This is a genomic window from Neobacillus sp. FW104-15D2 (assembly GCF_058790155.1).
The window spans coordinates 68,067-84,985 of sequence record NZ_JBYTCJ010000007.1 but is presented as its reverse complement, the minus strand read 5'-3'; the positions used below and the strand labels follow the sequence as shown (position 1 = coordinate 84,985).

The 16,919-nt window shown below is 40.0% G+C and carries 17 protein-coding genes; 3 read left to right on the top strand and 14 right to left on the bottom strand.

Features of this window, described 5'->3' with window-relative positions; translation table 11 throughout:
• Positions 1-105 precede the first annotated feature (105 nt).
• The 3 genes from AC3WR0_RS07830 to AC3WR0_RS07820 are packed head-to-tail and all read left to right on the top strand — an operon-like array spanning position 106 to position 2,631.
• Positions 106-690 (top strand): amino acid synthesis family protein, encoded by a 585-nt coding sequence (locus AC3WR0_RS07830; RefSeq protein WP_492551779.1) that lies wholly within the window; start codon positions 106-108, stop codon positions 688-690.
• Positions 687-1,634, top strand: a complete 948-nt coding sequence (locus tag AC3WR0_RS07825; protein WP_492551778.1) for an NAD(P)-dependent oxidoreductase — start codon at positions 687-689, stop codon at positions 1,632-1,634. Before AC3WR0_RS07830 ends, AC3WR0_RS07825 begins: the two co-directional genes overlap by 4 nt.
• A complete protein-coding gene (locus AC3WR0_RS07820; RefSeq protein ID WP_492551777.1) occupies positions 1,579-2,631 on the top strand; it encodes a DctP family TRAP transporter solute-binding subunit in 1,053 nt (350 codons plus the stop codon). Before AC3WR0_RS07825 ends, AC3WR0_RS07820 begins: the two co-directional genes overlap by 56 nt.
• Before the next feature lie 825 nt (positions 2,632-3,456).
• Here the strand turns inward: AC3WR0_RS07820 and AC3WR0_RS07815 are convergent.
• From AC3WR0_RS07815 to kduD, 14 genes are all read right to left on the bottom strand, one after another.
• Positions 3,457-4,524: a tartrate dehydrogenase gene (locus AC3WR0_RS07815; protein WP_492551776.1), complete on the bottom strand. Its 1,068-nt coding sequence runs from the start codon at positions 4,522-4,524 to the stop codon at positions 3,457-3,459.
• A gap of 1 nt (position 4,525) precedes the next feature.
• Entirely contained in the window at positions 4,526-5,104 is a 579-nt protein-coding gene (locus tag AC3WR0_RS07810) for a FumA C-terminus/TtdB family hydratase beta subunit (protein ID WP_492551775.1), read from the bottom strand.
• Between the two features lie 12 nt (positions 5,105-5,116).
• Entirely contained in the window at positions 5,117-5,959 is an 843-nt protein-coding gene (locus AC3WR0_RS07805) for a fumarate hydratase (protein ID WP_492551774.1), read from the bottom strand.
• Between the two features lie 3 nt (positions 5,960-5,962).
• Complete coding sequence (locus tag AC3WR0_RS07800; RefSeq protein WP_492551773.1) at positions 5,963-6,637, bottom strand: GntR family transcriptional regulator; 675 nt, start codon at positions 6,635-6,637, stop codon at positions 5,963-5,965.
• Positions 6,638-7,037: 400 nt separating this feature from the next.
• Positions 7,038-7,793 (bottom strand): response regulator transcription factor, encoded by a 756-nt coding sequence (locus tag AC3WR0_RS07795; RefSeq protein WP_492551772.1) that lies wholly within the window; start codon positions 7,791-7,793, stop codon positions 7,038-7,040.
• Between the two features lie 80 nt (positions 7,794-7,873).
• On the bottom strand, positions 7,874-9,709 hold the full coding sequence (locus AC3WR0_RS07790) for a sensor histidine kinase (protein ID WP_492551771.1): 1,836 nt from the start codon (positions 9,707-9,709) through the stop codon (positions 7,874-7,876).
• Positions 9,710-9,816: 107 nt separating this feature from the next.
• Positions 9,817-10,854 carry a TRAP transporter substrate-binding protein gene (locus AC3WR0_RS07785; protein ID WP_027320916.1) on the bottom strand — a complete coding sequence of 346 codons (1,038 nt, stop codon included), beginning with the start codon at positions 10,852-10,854 and terminating at the stop codon, positions 9,817-9,819.
• Between the two features lie 54 nt (positions 10,855-10,908).
• A complete protein-coding gene (locus AC3WR0_RS07780; RefSeq protein ID WP_492551770.1) occupies positions 10,909-12,204 on the bottom strand; it encodes a TRAP transporter large permease in 1,296 nt (431 codons plus the stop codon).
• A gap of 2 nt (positions 12,205-12,206) precedes the next feature.
• The gene (locus AC3WR0_RS07775; protein WP_492551769.1) at positions 12,207-12,704 is read right to left on the bottom strand and encodes a TRAP transporter small permease; all 498 of its coding nucleotides are present in this window, start codon (positions 12,702-12,704) and stop codon (positions 12,207-12,209) included.
• 386 nt (positions 12,705-13,090) lie between these two features.
• Entirely contained in the window at positions 13,091-13,939 is an 849-nt protein-coding gene (locus AC3WR0_RS07770; RefSeq protein ID WP_492551768.1) for an SDR family oxidoreductase, read from the bottom strand.
• The gene (uxuA, locus tag AC3WR0_RS07765) at positions 13,933-15,012 is read right to left on the bottom strand and encodes a mannonate dehydratase (RefSeq protein ID WP_492551767.1); all 1,080 of its coding nucleotides are present in this window, start codon (positions 15,010-15,012) and stop codon (positions 13,933-13,935) included. The genes AC3WR0_RS07770 and uxuA overlap by 7 nt, the downstream gene beginning before the upstream one ends.
• Before the next feature lie 77 nt (positions 15,013-15,089).
• Positions 15,090-15,416 carry a cupin domain-containing protein gene (locus tag AC3WR0_RS07760; protein WP_492551766.1) on the bottom strand — a complete coding sequence of 109 codons (327 nt, stop codon included), beginning with the start codon at positions 15,414-15,416 and terminating at the stop codon, positions 15,090-15,092.
• A gap of 74 nt (positions 15,417-15,490) precedes the next feature.
• Complete coding sequence (locus tag AC3WR0_RS07755) at positions 15,491-15,775, bottom strand: hypothetical protein (protein ID WP_492551765.1); 285 nt, start codon at positions 15,773-15,775, stop codon at positions 15,491-15,493.
• A gap of 311 nt (positions 15,776-16,086) precedes the next feature.
• A complete protein-coding gene (kduD, locus tag AC3WR0_RS07750; protein ID WP_492551764.1) occupies positions 16,087-16,869 on the bottom strand; it encodes a 2-dehydro-3-deoxy-D-gluconate 5-dehydrogenase KduD in 783 nt (260 codons plus the stop codon).
• Positions 16,870-16,919: the final 50 nt, after the last annotated feature.

The window sequence follows — 16,919 nt, the reverse complement described above, 5'->3', positions numbered from 1 at the left end:
GTATTCACAATATTGTTATTCTTTGATATAGTGGTATTACCACCTAAAGTTTAGACTATCGAAGTTATATTTTGTATCCAAAATCCAATATACAGGAGGCAAAAAATGGAATTAGAAATCAGAAAAATCGTCACCATTACGGAAGAAACTTATATTGAGGGTTTTAAAAAGGCAGATAAGCCAGTCCGGGTGTCAGCTGCACTAGCTGTTATTAAAAACCCTTATGCCGGCAAATATGTTGAAGATCTTCTTCCATTAATTAAGGCTTGTTCCGAACAGCTTGGAGAACTTTTACCTAAAAAAGCGCTGGAAGCATTAGGTGTAACAGGAGAAGAAGTAGAGGGTTATGGTAAAGGAGCACTTGTTGGCCTGGATGGAGAAGTCGAGCATGGCTCTGCTATCATTCATACTCTAACCTTTGGAAATCCTTTTCGCTCTCTTTGCGGAGATGCGGAGACACTTCTTCCTTCAGCTGAAAAAAGAGCCGGTGCTGGCAGCAGTCTTGATTTAGCGATCAAACATAAAATGGATCCAAAAATTCGAAGCCATCACATGACGTTTGAAACAAGAATACCTGACGCACCTCGTAATGATGAAATCGTCATTGCAGCTGTTTTGACAACGAGCGGACGAGCCCACCCGCGGATCGGCTCTTTACATAAAGAGCTTGAAGGAGTTTTTCCTTCATGATTCAAACTGTAGGTTTCATTGGACTTGGAAAAATGGGAATGCCCATGGCGAAAAACCTATTAAATAGCGGCTTTGAGGTTTTTGGTACAGATGTAAATGAAACCGCTATCAGTGAGTTCGTTAGCATTGGCGGCAAAACAGGAAATATGCTTGAATGGCTTAATAAAGTTGACAGCATCATATTAATGCTTCCCTCTTCCAAAATCGTCAATCAAGTACTCGAAGAAGTTATGGTGCACTACCACTCAAAAGAACGCGAACCTTTAATCATCATTGATATGAGCAGCTCCTATCCTGCTGAAACAAGGAAGAACTTTAAGAAACTCAGTGGATCCAATATACAATTTATGGATGCACCTGTAAGCGGCGGAGTGAAGAAAGCCATTTCTGCTACACTTACGATTATGGCTGGAGGCAGCGCTGATTTATTCACTGAATGTAAGCGTTTGCTAGATTCCTTAGGAAGTAACATCTTTCATGTTGGTCCAATTGGAAGCGGGCACCTAATAAAAGCAATTAATAATTACCTTTCCGCCACGCACCTTTTGGCCAGCTGTGAAGCCGTTCAATTACTGCAAAGCTTTGACGTGGATCCCGATACAGCTATAAATGTATTTAATCAAAGTACAGGAAGAAGCGGATCAACAGAATATAAGTTTCCGTCCTTTATCTTAACGGAAAGCTATGATTCTGGTTTTAGCCTGGAGCTTTTAAGAAAAGATCTGGAAATGGCCTCCCGCTTATTTTCAGATGCTGAAGCTTCTACTAAACTGCCACAGCTTATTTTTGAAAGATTTAATGAAGCAAGCCATACTCTTACTCAAAATGCAGACCACACTGAAATCTATGAATATGTAAATAGCTATCTATTACAAAGGGGGATATCAAATGAAAAAGATTCAAAAGCTATTAGTAATTGCAATGACACTTCTGTTAGTATTTAGCCTTGCAGCCTGCGGAGGCTCAAAAGATGCGAATACAACGGCAAAATCAGATACAAAGAAATCTGGCGATGGAATTCAGGAAATGACAATTAAGATTTCTCACGTCGTAGCGGAAAACACACCTAAGCATCAGGGTGCACTGGCAATGAAAGAATACATTGAGAAGGAATCTGGCGGTAAAATTAAAGTCCAGGTTTATCCAAACAGCCAATTATTCGGTGACCCAGACGAATACCAAAACCTAGTTGCCAATAACGTTCAATTCATTATTCCTGATATGTCCAAGCTTGTAGGTAACGACCCAGGCTTCAATATTCCAGCTATGCCTTTCCTATTTAAAGACGATGCTGCAGCAACAGCATTCTGGGATGGCGAAAAAGGCCAGGAAATCTTTAAGCGACTTGAAAAAGACGGCGTTCACGGTCTTGCAATGTGGCCAAATGGCGCTAAACAAATGACAAATAACAAAAGACCAATTAAGAAACCTGAAGATCTAAAAGGCTTAAAGATCCGTACTCAAGGCGGACAGCTTCTAGAATCAATTTACAAGAAATTAGAAGCAGGATCTGTTTCCATTCCTTTCGGTGAGCTTTACACAGCTTTACAGCAAGGTACTGTAGATGGTGAGGAAAACACTTACAGTAATATCGAATCAAAGAAATTTGACGAAGTTCAAAAGTATACCACAGTAATGGGTCATACACGTGTTGACTACGCATTATTAACAAATACAAAGTTCTGGGATGGCCTGAATGATAAAACGAAAGAGATCGTTCAAAAGGGTGTTGACGAAGGAACAAAGGTTGCCCGTGATTCTGCGATGAAATTAAACGAAGAATCCTTGAAAAAGCTTAAAGATCGTGGCCAAACAAAAATCAATGTGCTATCCGATGACCAAATTGCTGAATTCAAAAAGACTTTAGAGCCAGTTTACAAAGACTGGGCTACAAAAATCGGCGAAGACATCATCAAAGATGCTGAAAGCAAAAACAAATAATTAAATTTGTAAGCCCCCTGTTCTATTTAGAACAGGGGGCTTTTATGTAGATATAATAAGAGTCGAGTAGATCGTGTAATGCATTGCTGGTGTTGTGTAGATAAGGCAGCGGTGTGTGCAGAAAAAAGTTGGTAATGTAGAACGCGGTTTTACTTGTGTAGAATCAGTTCTCAATTTTTTGTAGAACCTGCGGCCTGCTCCAATTGTGTAGATTAGGACTTACTTTTTGTAGAATAGAGCTTCTTTTTTGTAGAACAAAACTCTCTATGTTGATAGAAGACTAATTGTTGTAGAACCAGCTTCAATTTGTGTTGATTAGGACTTATTTTTTGTAGAATAGAGTTTCCTTTTATTTGTAGAACAAAACTCTCTATGTTGATAGAAGACTAATTGTTGTAGAACCAGCTCCAATTTGTGTTGATTAGGACTTATTTTTTGTAGAATAGAGCTTCTTTTTTGTAGAACAAAACTCTTTATGTTGATAGAAGACTAATTGTTGTAGAACCTACTCCAATTTTTGTAGAATAGGGCTTACTTTTTGTAGAACAAAACTCTCTATGTTGATAGCAGACTAATTGGTGTTGAACCTGCTCCAATTTTTTTAGATTAGGACTTGCTTTTTGTAGAACAAAACTCTCTATGTTGATAGCAGACTAATTGGTGTAGAACCAGCCCCAATTTGTGTAGATTAGGACTTATTTTTTGTAGAATAGAGCTTACTTTTTGTAGAATAGAACTTTTTTTACAAAAAAAACCCTTTTAATCAACCACAAACATAGTAAAAAGCCCAATCCGCCTTTCGGATTGGGCCTCCTTATTTCTTTTTTACGATACACATACCTCTTTCAGGCGGCTGCAGATTGCGTCCCCTACTTCAATAGTAGATGAAGATCCGCCGATATCGCCTGTCTTGAATCCATTGTTTGTTACGTCTTCTACTACGTCAAGAAGCTTCTGGCCTAATTCAATCTCGCCAAAGTGATCAAGCATCATTTTGGCTGTCCAAATCTGCCCGATTGGGTTGGCGATTCCTTTACCGTAAATATCTGGTGCGGAGCCGTGAACCGGTTCGAACATCGAAGGATACTTTCCATTCAGGTTAATATTAGCTGCAGGGGCAATCCCGATGCTTCCCATGATCGCTCCGCCGATATCTGTTAAAATATCACCGAAGAGGTTACTCGCTACAATAACATCAAAGATTTGCGGTCTAGTTACGAAGAAGGCGGCGAGCGCATCAATATGATAGGAAGCTGTCTGGACATCCGAATAGTCTGCCTTCACTTCATTAAATACCTCATCCCAGAATGGCATGGAATGGACAATACCATTGGACTTTGTCGCAGAGGTGACATGGCCTCTTCTTTGCTTAGCCAAATCGAACGCGTAACGCATTGCCCTCTCTGTTCCCTTTCGCGTGAAAATTGCATTTTGAATCGCAACCTCATCTTCACCACGATGAATCCTTCCGCCTACTTCACTATATTCACCTTCACTATTTTCCCTCACAACGATCAAATCAAAATCTTTAGGATTCACAAGTGGAGATTTCAAACCTTTAAAAAATTTAGCCGGACGGATGTTGATCGACTGTTCAAATTCGCGGCGGATCTTAATTAAAAGTCCCCATAGTGAAACGTGATCAGGAAGAATTTCAGGATTGCCAATTGCCCCTAGAAAAATTGCATTGAAATTTTTCAAAGTATCGATCCCGTTTTCCGGCATCATTTTTCCATGCTCCAGATAATAGTCACAGCTCCAAGGAAACTCTGTGTATTCAAACTTTAATCCGCCATGAATTTCAGCTACAGTATCAAGAACCTTTGTAGCCACTGGAACTACTTCTTTACCAATTCCATCCCCAGGTATTACTGCTATTTCGAGTTTCTTCATATTATATGCCAACTCCCTTATTCAAATTGTAATTTTCATATTTTGCTATTTCCTGTTCATACAAATCCTGTCCATGTGCGTCATAGGCGACCAGTAACGGAAAATCCTCTACCTCAAGCTTTCGAATTGCTTCTGGTCCAAGGTCATCGTAAGCAACTACTTCCTGGGACTTCACTCTTCTGCTTAAAATCGTGGAAAGCCCGCCGATTGCTGCAAAAGAAATGGCACCAAATTCCTTGCAGGCCTGCTTTACAATATCTCTTCTTGGTCCTTTTCCAATCGTGCCCTTTACTCCATATTCATACATGGCTGGAGCATACGGATCCATACGAAAGGCCGTAGTTGGTGCAACCGGCCCAATCACTTGGCCAGGCTTTGGAGGACATGGCCCGGCATAAAAAATGATTTCCCCTCTTAAATTCACCGGCAGCGGCTGGTTCGCTTCAAGAAGCTCTACCATTCTTTTATGTGCCGCATCCCTTGCCATATAAATGGTGCCTGTTAAAAGAACCTGGTCACCAATTTGGAGCTTTTGGATATCCTCATCTGACAGCGGAGTTTTCAGTTGATATTCAGCCATCTTGTCTCCTCCTTACACAACTGCCGTTTTTTTACGGGCAGCGTGGCATTGAATGTTCACGGCAACAGGAAGTGCAGTGATATGGCAGGCAAATGTCTCAATCGGCACCCACAAAGCTGTGTTGGTACCGCCCAAACCCTGAGGTCCAATCCCTGTATTATTGATTTCTTCCAGAAGCTCTTTTTCAAGCAGTGCAATATGCGGTTCATGATGGTGGACACCGATTTCCCTTAACACCGCATGCTTAGCAAGTGAGGTTACCTTATCAAAGCTGCCGCCAATTCCTACACCGACAACGACTGGCGGACACGCTTTTCCACCTGCCTCCTTGATCGTCTGCAAAACAAAATTCTTAACCCCTTGCATCCCTTCTCCTGGAAGCAGGAATTTCATGGCACTCATATTCTCGCTGCCTCCCCCTTTTGGAAGGACGGTGATTTTGATTTGATCACCAGGAACGATTTCTGTATGTACGACTGCTGGTGTATTATCCCCAGTGTTCACACGAATCAGCGGGTCCCCGACAACCGATTTTCTCAGGTATCCCTCACGATAGCCGGTACGGACCCCTTCTTGGATTGAATCCATAAAGCTGCCTCCGGTTACATGTACATCCTGTCCCAGTTCAACGAAAACAACGGCCATTCCGGTATCATGACAATAAGGCATATGATTCACTTTGGCCTCTTCTGCATTTTCAACTAGCTGCTGAAGAATACTTTTTCCGATAGGAGAAGCCTCTGTTTTTTCAGCCCTTCTAAAACCTGCAACTACATCCTCAGGCAGGTAATAGCAGGCTTCCCAGCAAAGTTTGGCAACGGTTTCAATAATTTGATCAACGTGAACGATCCTCAAAAATCATCTCTCCCCTAATTGTTCAATGATTTGAATCAAGTTTCTAAGATCCTCTTCCGTATGCTCTTTTAATTTTTCTGCTGCCTTTTCCGGATCCTTTTTCTTTATTGCTTTAAAGATTTCAGTGTGCCCCTTTAGTATGGTATTTGCCCGGTCTGCACCTTGAATATTAAGCACCCGGTAATAGTTAATTAAGCCCTTTAAGTCGCCAACAATCTTGATCAATCGCTCGTTGCCGCAATACTGAAGGATTAATTCGTGAAACCTGGCATTATTAGCAATAATCGAATCTGCATCTTCATTCTTTATCGCGGCCGCTGTGGCTTTTAACGTTACATCAAGCTCCTGAAGCTGCTTGGATGTCACACGATCCGTTGCTAATGCAACCGCCGTTGACTCAAGAGAAGTCCTGCATTCATAAATATCTCTTACATCCTTTAAGGTAGGTTTGTAGACGGATATTTGCGATTTCTCATCCATTACCAACAAACCTTCAATCACAAGAGCACGAATCGCTTCCCGAACTGGACTTCGGCTAATATTGTACTGTTTAGCAATTTGAACTTCATATAATCGGTCCCCTGGTTTGTAAACTCCGTTAAAAATACTTTCCTTTATTGACTGCTGAATTTGCTGGTAATAAGGAACCGGCTTCTGTATAGGACTGGTATCAAACATTTTTTGTTCACCTCTCTTTCCTGCTATCTTAACAATCTCTGTATTTATAACTTTATCGATGTCGGCTGTCGACAGGATACAATTAAATTATAATATTAATAGTCTGATATTTCAATTTATTATTTTGTCGTTTTATGATTTATTTTTAAAAATTTCATTCAGTATGAACGAATAGTCTAATGAAATAAAAAGAATCTGCCTGGTTAAAAAGGTTCCGTTTTTCTAAAAAACTGTTCCAAAAATAGTAGTTCTCACATTAGTGTTGGGCTAATAAAATAGCAAAAACTCGCCATAGTTTTGGCGAGTTTTCTTTATATATGAACCTTTTTAAACTAAACCCACGGCTTAGAGAATGAAAAAATAAATACTAGTTATACATTATTTTTCTTCTTCTACCGTACTAGATTTGCCGTAAGCGCTTTCGATACTCAGAGGGCGTCACCCCTGTTTTACGCTTAAACGCGTTACTAAAATACGTAATATCCGAATAACCAAGCCGATCGGTTATTTCAGTTATCCTTAGGGAGGTGCGTTCTAAAAGCTTTTTTGCTTCTTTCATACGGATATCAAGCACAAAGTCCATGAAGTTTTGCTCGGTTTTGTCTTTAAATAACTTGCTTAAATAACTTGGATTTAAATGCACACATGCTGCAGCTTCTGTTAAAGTGACTTCTCCAGGTGCTCTGCTTTTCACGTATTGAATGACTCTTTCTACAGGGGACAATTCCGAAGGATCCACTTCTAGGGCGTATGTCCCTTCCTGGAGATCAATCGGTTTCTTTTTAGAGTAATGATTTTCCCATTTTTCCAAGCATTCTTTCATATCCTCCAGTTCTACTGGCTTAAGCAGGTAATCAAATACGCCTGAACGCAAGGCATGCTGAACGTATTCAAAATCATCGTAGCCACTGACCATAATACAGTCAATCTGATGCTCCTCATTTGCAATAGCCGTGACGAAGGATATTCCGTCCATTACTGGCATTCGTACGTCAGTCATAATAAGATCTACAGAATGGTTCCTTAAAAAATCTAAAGCTTCCAATCCATTGGTACATTCGCCCGCAATCTCAAAGGAAAGTCCAGTCTTAACTATCGTATGCTTAAGTGCGGCACGCACCCATTTCTCATCATCAACAAGGAGTAACTTGTACACGCTTTCACCTCCAGGAAGTCTAAACGAAATTGCTTGAGCAAAAGCTAGCAAAAAATGAATATTAGGAGCATGAAGAGTCCTTATTTAAAATCAGTATTCAGCGGCAAGCGAATACTTACAATCGCACCTTTTCCTTCGCTGCTTCGGATGCTGATTCCGTACTCTTCTCCAAAAAGATTCACTATTCTTCGGTGTACATTTAGGAGGCCAATCCCTGGTCCGCCTTCAATAACATCCTTCTGTATTAAATTCTTGCTGATTTCTTCCAGCTTCTCCTGAGAAATGCCCATACCGTTGTCCTGAATACTAACGATGTAAGCACCATCTTTCTCCTGTGCTGCCTTTATAGTAATCTTTGAAAGTCCACAGGATGGTTCAATCCCATACTTAAACGAATTTTCAACGATTGGCTGAATAGAGAATTTTACAATTTCTTGATTTCTTGCCCAGTCCGGGATTGAAAATTCGTACTCGAACTTTTCACCAAAACGATACTTTTGTATTCGCAAGTATTCTTTCGTGTTTAGAATTTCTTCCGCTAGCGTAACTGTTTGTGATTTATTATTAATATTATATCGCAACAATTTAGCCAATGAAGCAGAAATTTCAGAAATGTCATCCATCTCACGCTCTAATGCCATTCCCCGTATCGTCTCTAGGGAATTAAATAAAAAATGCGGATTGATTTGTGCTTGAAGCGCTTTAAGCTCTATTTCCTTTTGTCGAAACAGCATTTCCGTTTCACGAATTTTGGAAAGATAAATTTCATTTACCAGTTCATTTAAACGGTTTACCATTTTATTGAATCCACTTGAAAGTTTTCCAATTTCGTCTTTTGTCATGACCTTTACTTGACCACTAAAGTCTCCTTCTTCCACCCGCTTCGTCATTTTTTGGAGCGACCTTATTGGCTGGATGATACTGCTGGCCAACCCAGTGCCAAAGATGGCGGCAAATAACAAGGTTAATATAACCGTAATAAAAATGGTGTTTCTAATATAAATAGAACTTTGTATGAGCTCTTTATATGGAATGGAAGTAATGACTGTCCAGCCAAGAAACCCCGAATGGCTATAGGTTAATAATTTTTTGTCCTTGCCAGTTGTGACAAAAGAGCCGCTTTCCCTGTGGAGAATGTCTTGCATGTGTTGAAGAGTCGCTTTTTTTCCTAATTTAGGAAAATTGGGATTGTAGACGTAATTCCCTTGTGAATCCACAATATACATAAATCCTGAATGGCCAATATTGACCTGGCTTGCAATTTCCTTAAATCGTTTAAAGTTTACATCCAAAACAATAAAGCCAATAGGTTTTAAGGTTTTAGGACTAAATAATCTTCTTGCAATGGATATGACATACTCCTTTTTCTCACCATCAGCGAGTGTCCGAGTAAAAATAACAGGTTCGGCTGTATCTGGCAGGATTCTTTGAAAAAGCTGCGTTTGAAATGGCTCAATGGGATGTCCACGGTTGAATCGGACATCCTGGGAGTCTACCAAACCAACTTGGTTCAAATAGACTGTAATATTGGTTATATCTGACCTGGAATAGGCTGCATTTTGCAACGCATGCTTTATATTGTCCGTCATTCCGCTTGACTCTAATTCCTCCGAGGTATTCATTTGCAGGAATTGATCAATGGTCTGGTTGTTTAAAATTTTTAATATCTCAATCTCGAAATCTCCTACATAGTACTCAATATGTGTATTTACCTGTCTTATTATTTGCCAGCTATAGGAGCGTGCTTCATTTTCAAGTACTTGTGAAGATTTCTCATAGGAAAAAAGACCAATAAAACTTATAGGTATGACAACAAGAAGTGCAGAAAAAACGAACAGCTTGCGGACTAACGACTGATCTTTCATAAGCAGCGTCCGTATTAGCCGTTCGACTGCATTTCTTTTAAATGGTTGCATGGTTCACCTTATCCTCTGTTTGGTTTCGAGATGAGAATGGAAAAAGGAAAAGACTACCCATAATTGAACTAATTACGGCATAGCCTCTTCCATTATTTATATTATCATTATTTTCTAGCTTTATCGATTGCATCCAGAATGTCGCCATAGTCAGCACGATACTTATCGATAACTGGTTTAACTTTTTTCTGCCAAGGTTTAATATCCTTTACCTTAACAATGGTTACTCCAGAATCTTTAATTTTGGCTTCTGAATCCTTCTCCATTTTATCCCATTCTTTACGTTCAGTGTCAACAGATTCTTTTGCAGCTTCCTGAATTATTTTTTTGTCCTTATCGCTCAGTTTATCCCAAACAGCTTTACTCGCCAATACAACCTCTGGCACCCTTTGGTGACCATCTAAAATTAAATTCTTGGCTACTTGATAGTGGTTCGCGGATACATAACTTGGTGCGTTGTTTTCCGCAGCATCAATTACACCTGTCTGTAGTGAACTGAATACTTCCCCATAAGCCATTGGAGTCGCATTTGCACCAAGTGCATTCATTAGATCAATATTGATTTGGTTCTGTTGTACACGGATTTTTTGACCTTTTAAGTCATCAACATTCTTAATAGGTTTAGTTGAATAAAAGCTTCGGGCACCAGAATCATAATAGGCAAGCCCTTCCATTTTAGATGACTCTAAACTTTTTAGTAATTCTTCCCCTTTATCACTCTCTAAGAACTTCCATTCGTGTTCAGCACTATCAAAGATATAAGGAAGACTGAATATACCTAAAGGCTTGCTGAATTCTGCCAATGGACCAGTACTTACACGTGTAAATTCAACTGCACCCAATTGAACCTGTTCAATAACAGATTTCTCATCTCCAAGTTGTCCATTCGCAAACACATCGATTTTAATACGGCCATTCGATTTTTTGTTAACTAGCTCAGCAAATTTCTTATCCCCTAATACTGTTGGATAGTTATCCGGGTGAGCGTCAGCTAATCGGAATGACAATGTTTTTCCCTCTGAAGCAGATTTTGATCCTCCAGATGTTTTCGCAGCATCCCCGTTTCCACCGCAAGCGGCAAGAACTAAACTTGATCCAAGTACTGCACCTATTACAACCGATAAACGTTTTGGTGATTTTTTCATAATAATCCCCTTCCCTGATTTTCATTTTTGATATATAACTTTTAAAAATGTGTTTTAGTGGCCTAATAAACGAGGCAGCCACAATGAAATTTGAGGTACGTAAGTAAATACCATCAAGGCAACAACTAGTACCAGACCAAACGGCGCCATCGCCTTCGCCCCTTTTAATATAGGGATGCCGCCTATCGCACATCCAATGAATAAAACTGTTCCAACCGGAGGAGTTAAAAGACCAATTCCCAAGTTCAGCATTAGAATGATACCGAAATGAACAGGGTCCATACCAAGTGATTGAACAACCGGAAGCAGGATTGGAGTCATGATCAGGATAAGCGGTGCCATATCCATTCCACATCCAAGAACGAGAAGCAAAACGTTAATAACTAATAGCACAATAATTGGGTTGTCTGATATACCCAATAAGGAATCTGTAACAAGTGATGGTATTCTCAAGAATGCAAGCACATAACTTAATGCATTGGAAGAAGCTATCAGAAATAAAACCATGGAAACCGTCCGGAACGTCCGGATTAGGATACCTCCCATTCTGCTGAATGGAATCTCCTTGAAGTAGAAAAAGGTGACAATGATTGCATACAATACCGCAATAGCCCCTGATTCTGATGCAGTAAACCATCCTGAAAAAATCCCGCCGAGTATAATGGCTACAGGCATAACTGAGATTATTCCTTCTTTGATCACTTTAGGGACATCTTTACGGTCAACAACTTGCGTTTGGGTGAATCCTTGGCGAATCGCTAAAATTCTGCTCGCAATCATAAGAGTAATACAGATAAGTATTCCCGGAACTACACCGGCCATAAATAACGCTGCAATAGATACTCCACCAGAAGCAAGTGAATATAAAATTAGGTTGTGGCTTGGTGGTACAACAACACCCTGAATCGCTGCAGCTGTGGTTAACCCTGTTGCAAACTCGGTGCTGTATCCTTTTTTCTTCATCATTGGAATCATAACAGATCCGATTGACGATACGTCTGCGGCAGCAGATCCAGAGATATTTCCGAACATCAGGCAGGCTAGGGTATTAACCATGGCCAAACCGCCACGGACCCGTCCAACCGCCAGCATTGCCAGGTTGATTAAGCGGACAGCCAAACCACCTTCATTCATTAATTGACCTGCCAAAATGAAAAATGGGATTGTCAGCAGTGCGAATGAATTGATTCCTTGAATCATCCGTTGGCCAATGACTTCAAGCGGGATATGTAGATATATTAAAGTAAGAACCGTGGAGCCAGCTAATGCTAGTGCAACCGGGAACCGGAAGATAAGCATGAGAGCAAAGCTTGCCACTAGAATGATAATAGCAATGGTTGATGAATCCATCTTTAGTGCCCGCCTCCTTCAATATTGTGTCGTCTCGTATCGATGCCAATTAACTGCAGGAAAGCGTAAATTATCATCATAAAACCTGTTATTGGCATAACAGCATATTCCCAGCCGTTGGATAACTTGGTAGCGGGCAGTGTAGAATCCCCCATTAAAACTGTAAAATCCCAGCCGTATTTTAGTAAATAAAATCCAAACGCCATGGTAGAAAGTAACACGATTTTATCAATTACCATATTAGCAACCGGTGGAAGTTTTGCAGTAAAGGATTCAATTGATAAATGCAGTTTTTCTCGCACACCTATGGCGATACCCATAAATGAAAACCAGCATAGTAATAAAAGAGTAACTTCCTCTGACCAAAATAAAACAAAGTTAAATAGTTTACGTGTAAAAACTTGTAGTGTAACTATAATAATCATGAGTATAAGTGAACCTATTGCTACTTTCTCAAAAAGACTATCAATCATTAAACAGATACGTTTAAGCCCTTTCATAATTGTCCTCCCCTCTTTTCCTTTAATATCAAAACCTTTCCTTTTCAACATTGAAAGTGCTTTCATAACTTAATTGTAAAGGTTTTCATTCCTATATAAAACCTTGCTAGTTTTAGTTTTTTTTGTATTATTTTTAGGTAGTTATATAAAAATTCTAAAAATCGACAACTTTCACTCTATTTTTTTGTTTCACCTATTTTTCTAAGACTTTATTAAGGATGATTTTTTATATTCGCTAATCTAATTTGCTCGTTTCAGACGGATCCAGAATCCAGTCAAATTTCCGGCCTAGTTCCCCGAGGCCACTTTAGTCCTGACATTTAACATGTTTGAATAACTAAAAAAGAACGAAATAAGCTTCCGTTCTTCCCTACTTTAATCCAAATTTAAACACCTGAATAAGCCATAAAACCACCATCAACCGGAACTGTGATACCAGTAACAAATCCGGAGGCGCTATCATCCGCCAGCCAGAGAAGAGTGCCAAGGATATCTTCCGGCTCTCCAAACCTCCTCATAGGGGTATGAGAGATAATTTTATTTGATCTTTCAGTTAAAGAACCATCTTCATTTGTCAACAACTTGCGATTTTGCTCGGTTAAGAAAAATCCGGGGGCAATTGCATTTACCCTTATTCCCACCTCAGCCATATGAACCGCGAGCCACTGGGTCAAGTTGTCAATCCCAGCTTTCGCTGCACTATATGCCGGAACCTTGGTCATTGGGCTTGGTGCACTCATCGAAGACATATTAATTATAACAGCACCCTTTTGGTTCACCATTTTCTTAGAGAACACCTGAGTTGGAATGAGTGTTCCAAGTATATTTAAGTTAAACACAAAACCAAATCCTTCAGGCGTTAAATCAAAAAAGGTTTTGAGGTCTTTATTTTCCAAATCCTCAAATTTTAATGTTTCGTTCGTTGTTATTCCGTCAGGATGGTTTCCACCTGCACCGTTGATAAGGATGTCACAGGACCCCCACTTTTCAACAATTAATTCCTCCGATTTCCTGACCTCTTCAACATTTAATACATTACATGAAAGAGCAATCGCCTCTCCGCCGGCAGCTATAATTTCTGCTGCAACCATCTCACCTTTTTCAGCATTCCTATTAAGGATAGCAACTTTTACGCCTTGTCTTCCTAACTCTTTTGCCATGGCACTGCAAAGAACACCGCTGCCACCAGTAATAACAGCTACCTTTCCTTGCAGATTTTTATGTATACTTAGCATCGCAATTCCTCCTGCTTCATTCTCTGTAAGGAATCCCAAATCCCCCAAAGGTACATAATCCCCAACGCCCTGTCATATAGTCCGTAACCCGGCCTGCATTCTTCATCAAAGATATGTCTTCCGTGGTCTGGTCTGGCATATCCCGTAAATCCTTTGCTATGGTAAGCCTTAACGATACCGTAAATATCCACGCTGCCATCACAGGTTCGATGGGAGGTTTCGATAAAATCCCCATTTTCATATGTTTTTACATTACGGATATGGGCAAAAGGAATACGGTCGGCAAATTCTTCAATCATTTCAACAATATTGTTATTAGGATTAGCTCCTAAAGAACCGCTGCAAAGCGTCACTCCGTTATAAGGACTATCAACGAGGTTCAATAATCTCCGGATGTTCTCTTTATTTGTGATAATTCTTGGCAGCCCAAAAATTGGCCATGGCGGATCGTCCGGATGAATGCCCATTTTTATATCATTTTCCTCAGCAACAGGAATGATTTTCTCTAAGAAATACTGCAGATTTTCCCACAAATTTTCCGTTGAAACGTTCTTATAAGCTTCAAACAGCTGCGAAAGATACTTCAGACGCTCAGGTTCCCATCCAGGCATCGAAAATGCAGGATTCCCAGCAATTTTTTCTACTAGTTCCATAGGATCCATTTGCTCTATTTTCGCTTTTTCAAAAAACAGTGCTGTAGATCCATCTTCCATTTCCTTAAATAGTTCAGTCCTAGTCCAATCAAATACAGGCATAAAATTATAACAAATAACCTTAACACCCACTTTTGCAAGTTTTTCAATCGTCCGTTTATAATTTTCAATGAAAATATCTCTAGTAGGAAGCCCTAATTTAATATCTTCATGAACATTAACACTCTCTACAACTTCGATATTCAAACCGCATTGATCGGCTTGTTCTTTCACTTCCAAAATTCTTTCCATTGGCCATTCTTCACCTGCTGCTAAATCATGAAGAGACCACACCACGCCTTCTACTCCCGGAATTTGCCTGATATGACGAAGGGGAATGCGGTCATTCCCGTCTCCATACCATCTGAATACCATTTTCATATCTTTGTCCCCCTATCAATATAAGAGAGTTATTGCTATTCTCTATTAAACTTTTTTCTTCATATGACAATAGTAATCTAGTAAACAAAATCCTCTCTTTGCGGCGTAAAGACATCGAGGATTATTGAATCGTCTTCTAGTGCTTTAACTCCATGATTTATACTGGAAGGGATATAGATACTATCTCCCTTTCTGACGATTTGAATATCACCATCTAAATTAAATTCAAAACTGCCCTGAACAATATAGCTGATTTGTTCGTGGGGATGTGAATGTATGGCACCTACTGCGTTTTTTTCAAATGTAACTTCTGTCATCATAAGACTGCCGCCTCGACTCAAAAGTTTACGTTCGGCTCCTTCTCCTGCCTCTGCTGGTTTCACCAGATTACCTTGAATAAACATATGATACTGACACTCCTTTCTCTTCATTGAATGTAAGATTAATTAATTTTTTAACTCTATAATCAAACTGAATTTTATATTTCATTCATTTCACAGGATGCAATGATTTCACATTTTATTATTGCTTCATCGAAATCAGTAGCTTTGCCGGTAACTCTTGCAGATGCGTAAAATTCACGGCCCAATTCCCAGGCTTTTGATTTTAATTGCTCATTTTTAGAGTCCTTTTCAAGCTGCTCCAAAACAGCATAGTACTGAGTTTTATTTTTAGATATGACTGATTTTTTCATGAATAAATGGGGGCCAAAAACAATAAAAGCAGCTATAAAGGGTGTAGCAAAGTATAATAAGAAAGCCAAAAATAATCCTCCTTTTTCCTTAACATCCGGATTATTATTCTTTCCAACTGTTATTTTCCCAAACAGCCAAGCTAGGAAGGAAAACCACAAAATGCGGCAGAGGAAAGCAGGCAGGCTTCTTATTGATCTGCTTTACGCCTAAATCTCAATTTATTAGCTGGCATGTGATAAGCAAGACGTACTAATTTCTAAAATTGAAACTCTTAAAAAGTTGTTACACCTAAATATAAAAAGTCTTCCGGTAAAGGCTTCTAAAAGCTTTCCGGACAGACCCTTGATTTTGCCTTTTCATGCAAACACGTTTTGCCCCATTATCTCGCCAGCCAGCCGCCGTCAATGGCCAGAATATGCCCGATCATGTAGTTAGATGCATCACTTGCCAGGAACACTACCGCTCCCATTAGGTCAGCAGTCTCTCCCCATCGGGCAGCCGGAATCCGGGAAAGGATTTCTGCATTGCGTTTTTCATCTGAACGGATAGGTGCGGTATTATCTGTTGCAATATATCCCGGTGCAATAGCGTTTATTTGGATATTGTATTCAGCCAGCTCGTTTGCAAAAGCTTTCGTAAGACCAGCAACAGCATGCTTGCTTGCTGTATATGGAGGCACGAATTTCCCGCCCTGAAAGGACAGCATGGAGGCAATGTTAATGATTTTTCCGGATTTTTGTTCGACCATTACTTTTGCTGTTTCCTGGCTTAGGAGATAGACAGAATTGATGTTCACTTCCATGACATCATCCCAGTCCTGCTCCCTGTACTCGGTAATAGGTGCTCGGCGAATCGTCCCCGCATTATTGACAAGAATATCAATCCTTCCATATACCTTTTGGCATTCCGCCGCAACCTGTTTCACTTTATGCCTGTCACTTAGGTCGGCCTGAAAAAACACAGCGCGCCTTCCTGTTTCTTCAATTAAATTCTTCGTTTCCTGCCAGTCCTCACTTCGTGAAACAACAAACAGGTCAGCCCCGGCTTTTGCAAGTGCAACGGCATAAGCCTGACCCAGGCCCCGGTTCCCTCCCGTAACAATGGCCACTTTTCCTTTCAGATTAAAGAAATCTAGCGAGAATGATGTTAGTCCATTACTCATTTCATTACCTCCATTCAGCATATTTCCAATAGGTCCAGCAGCCTTAATTG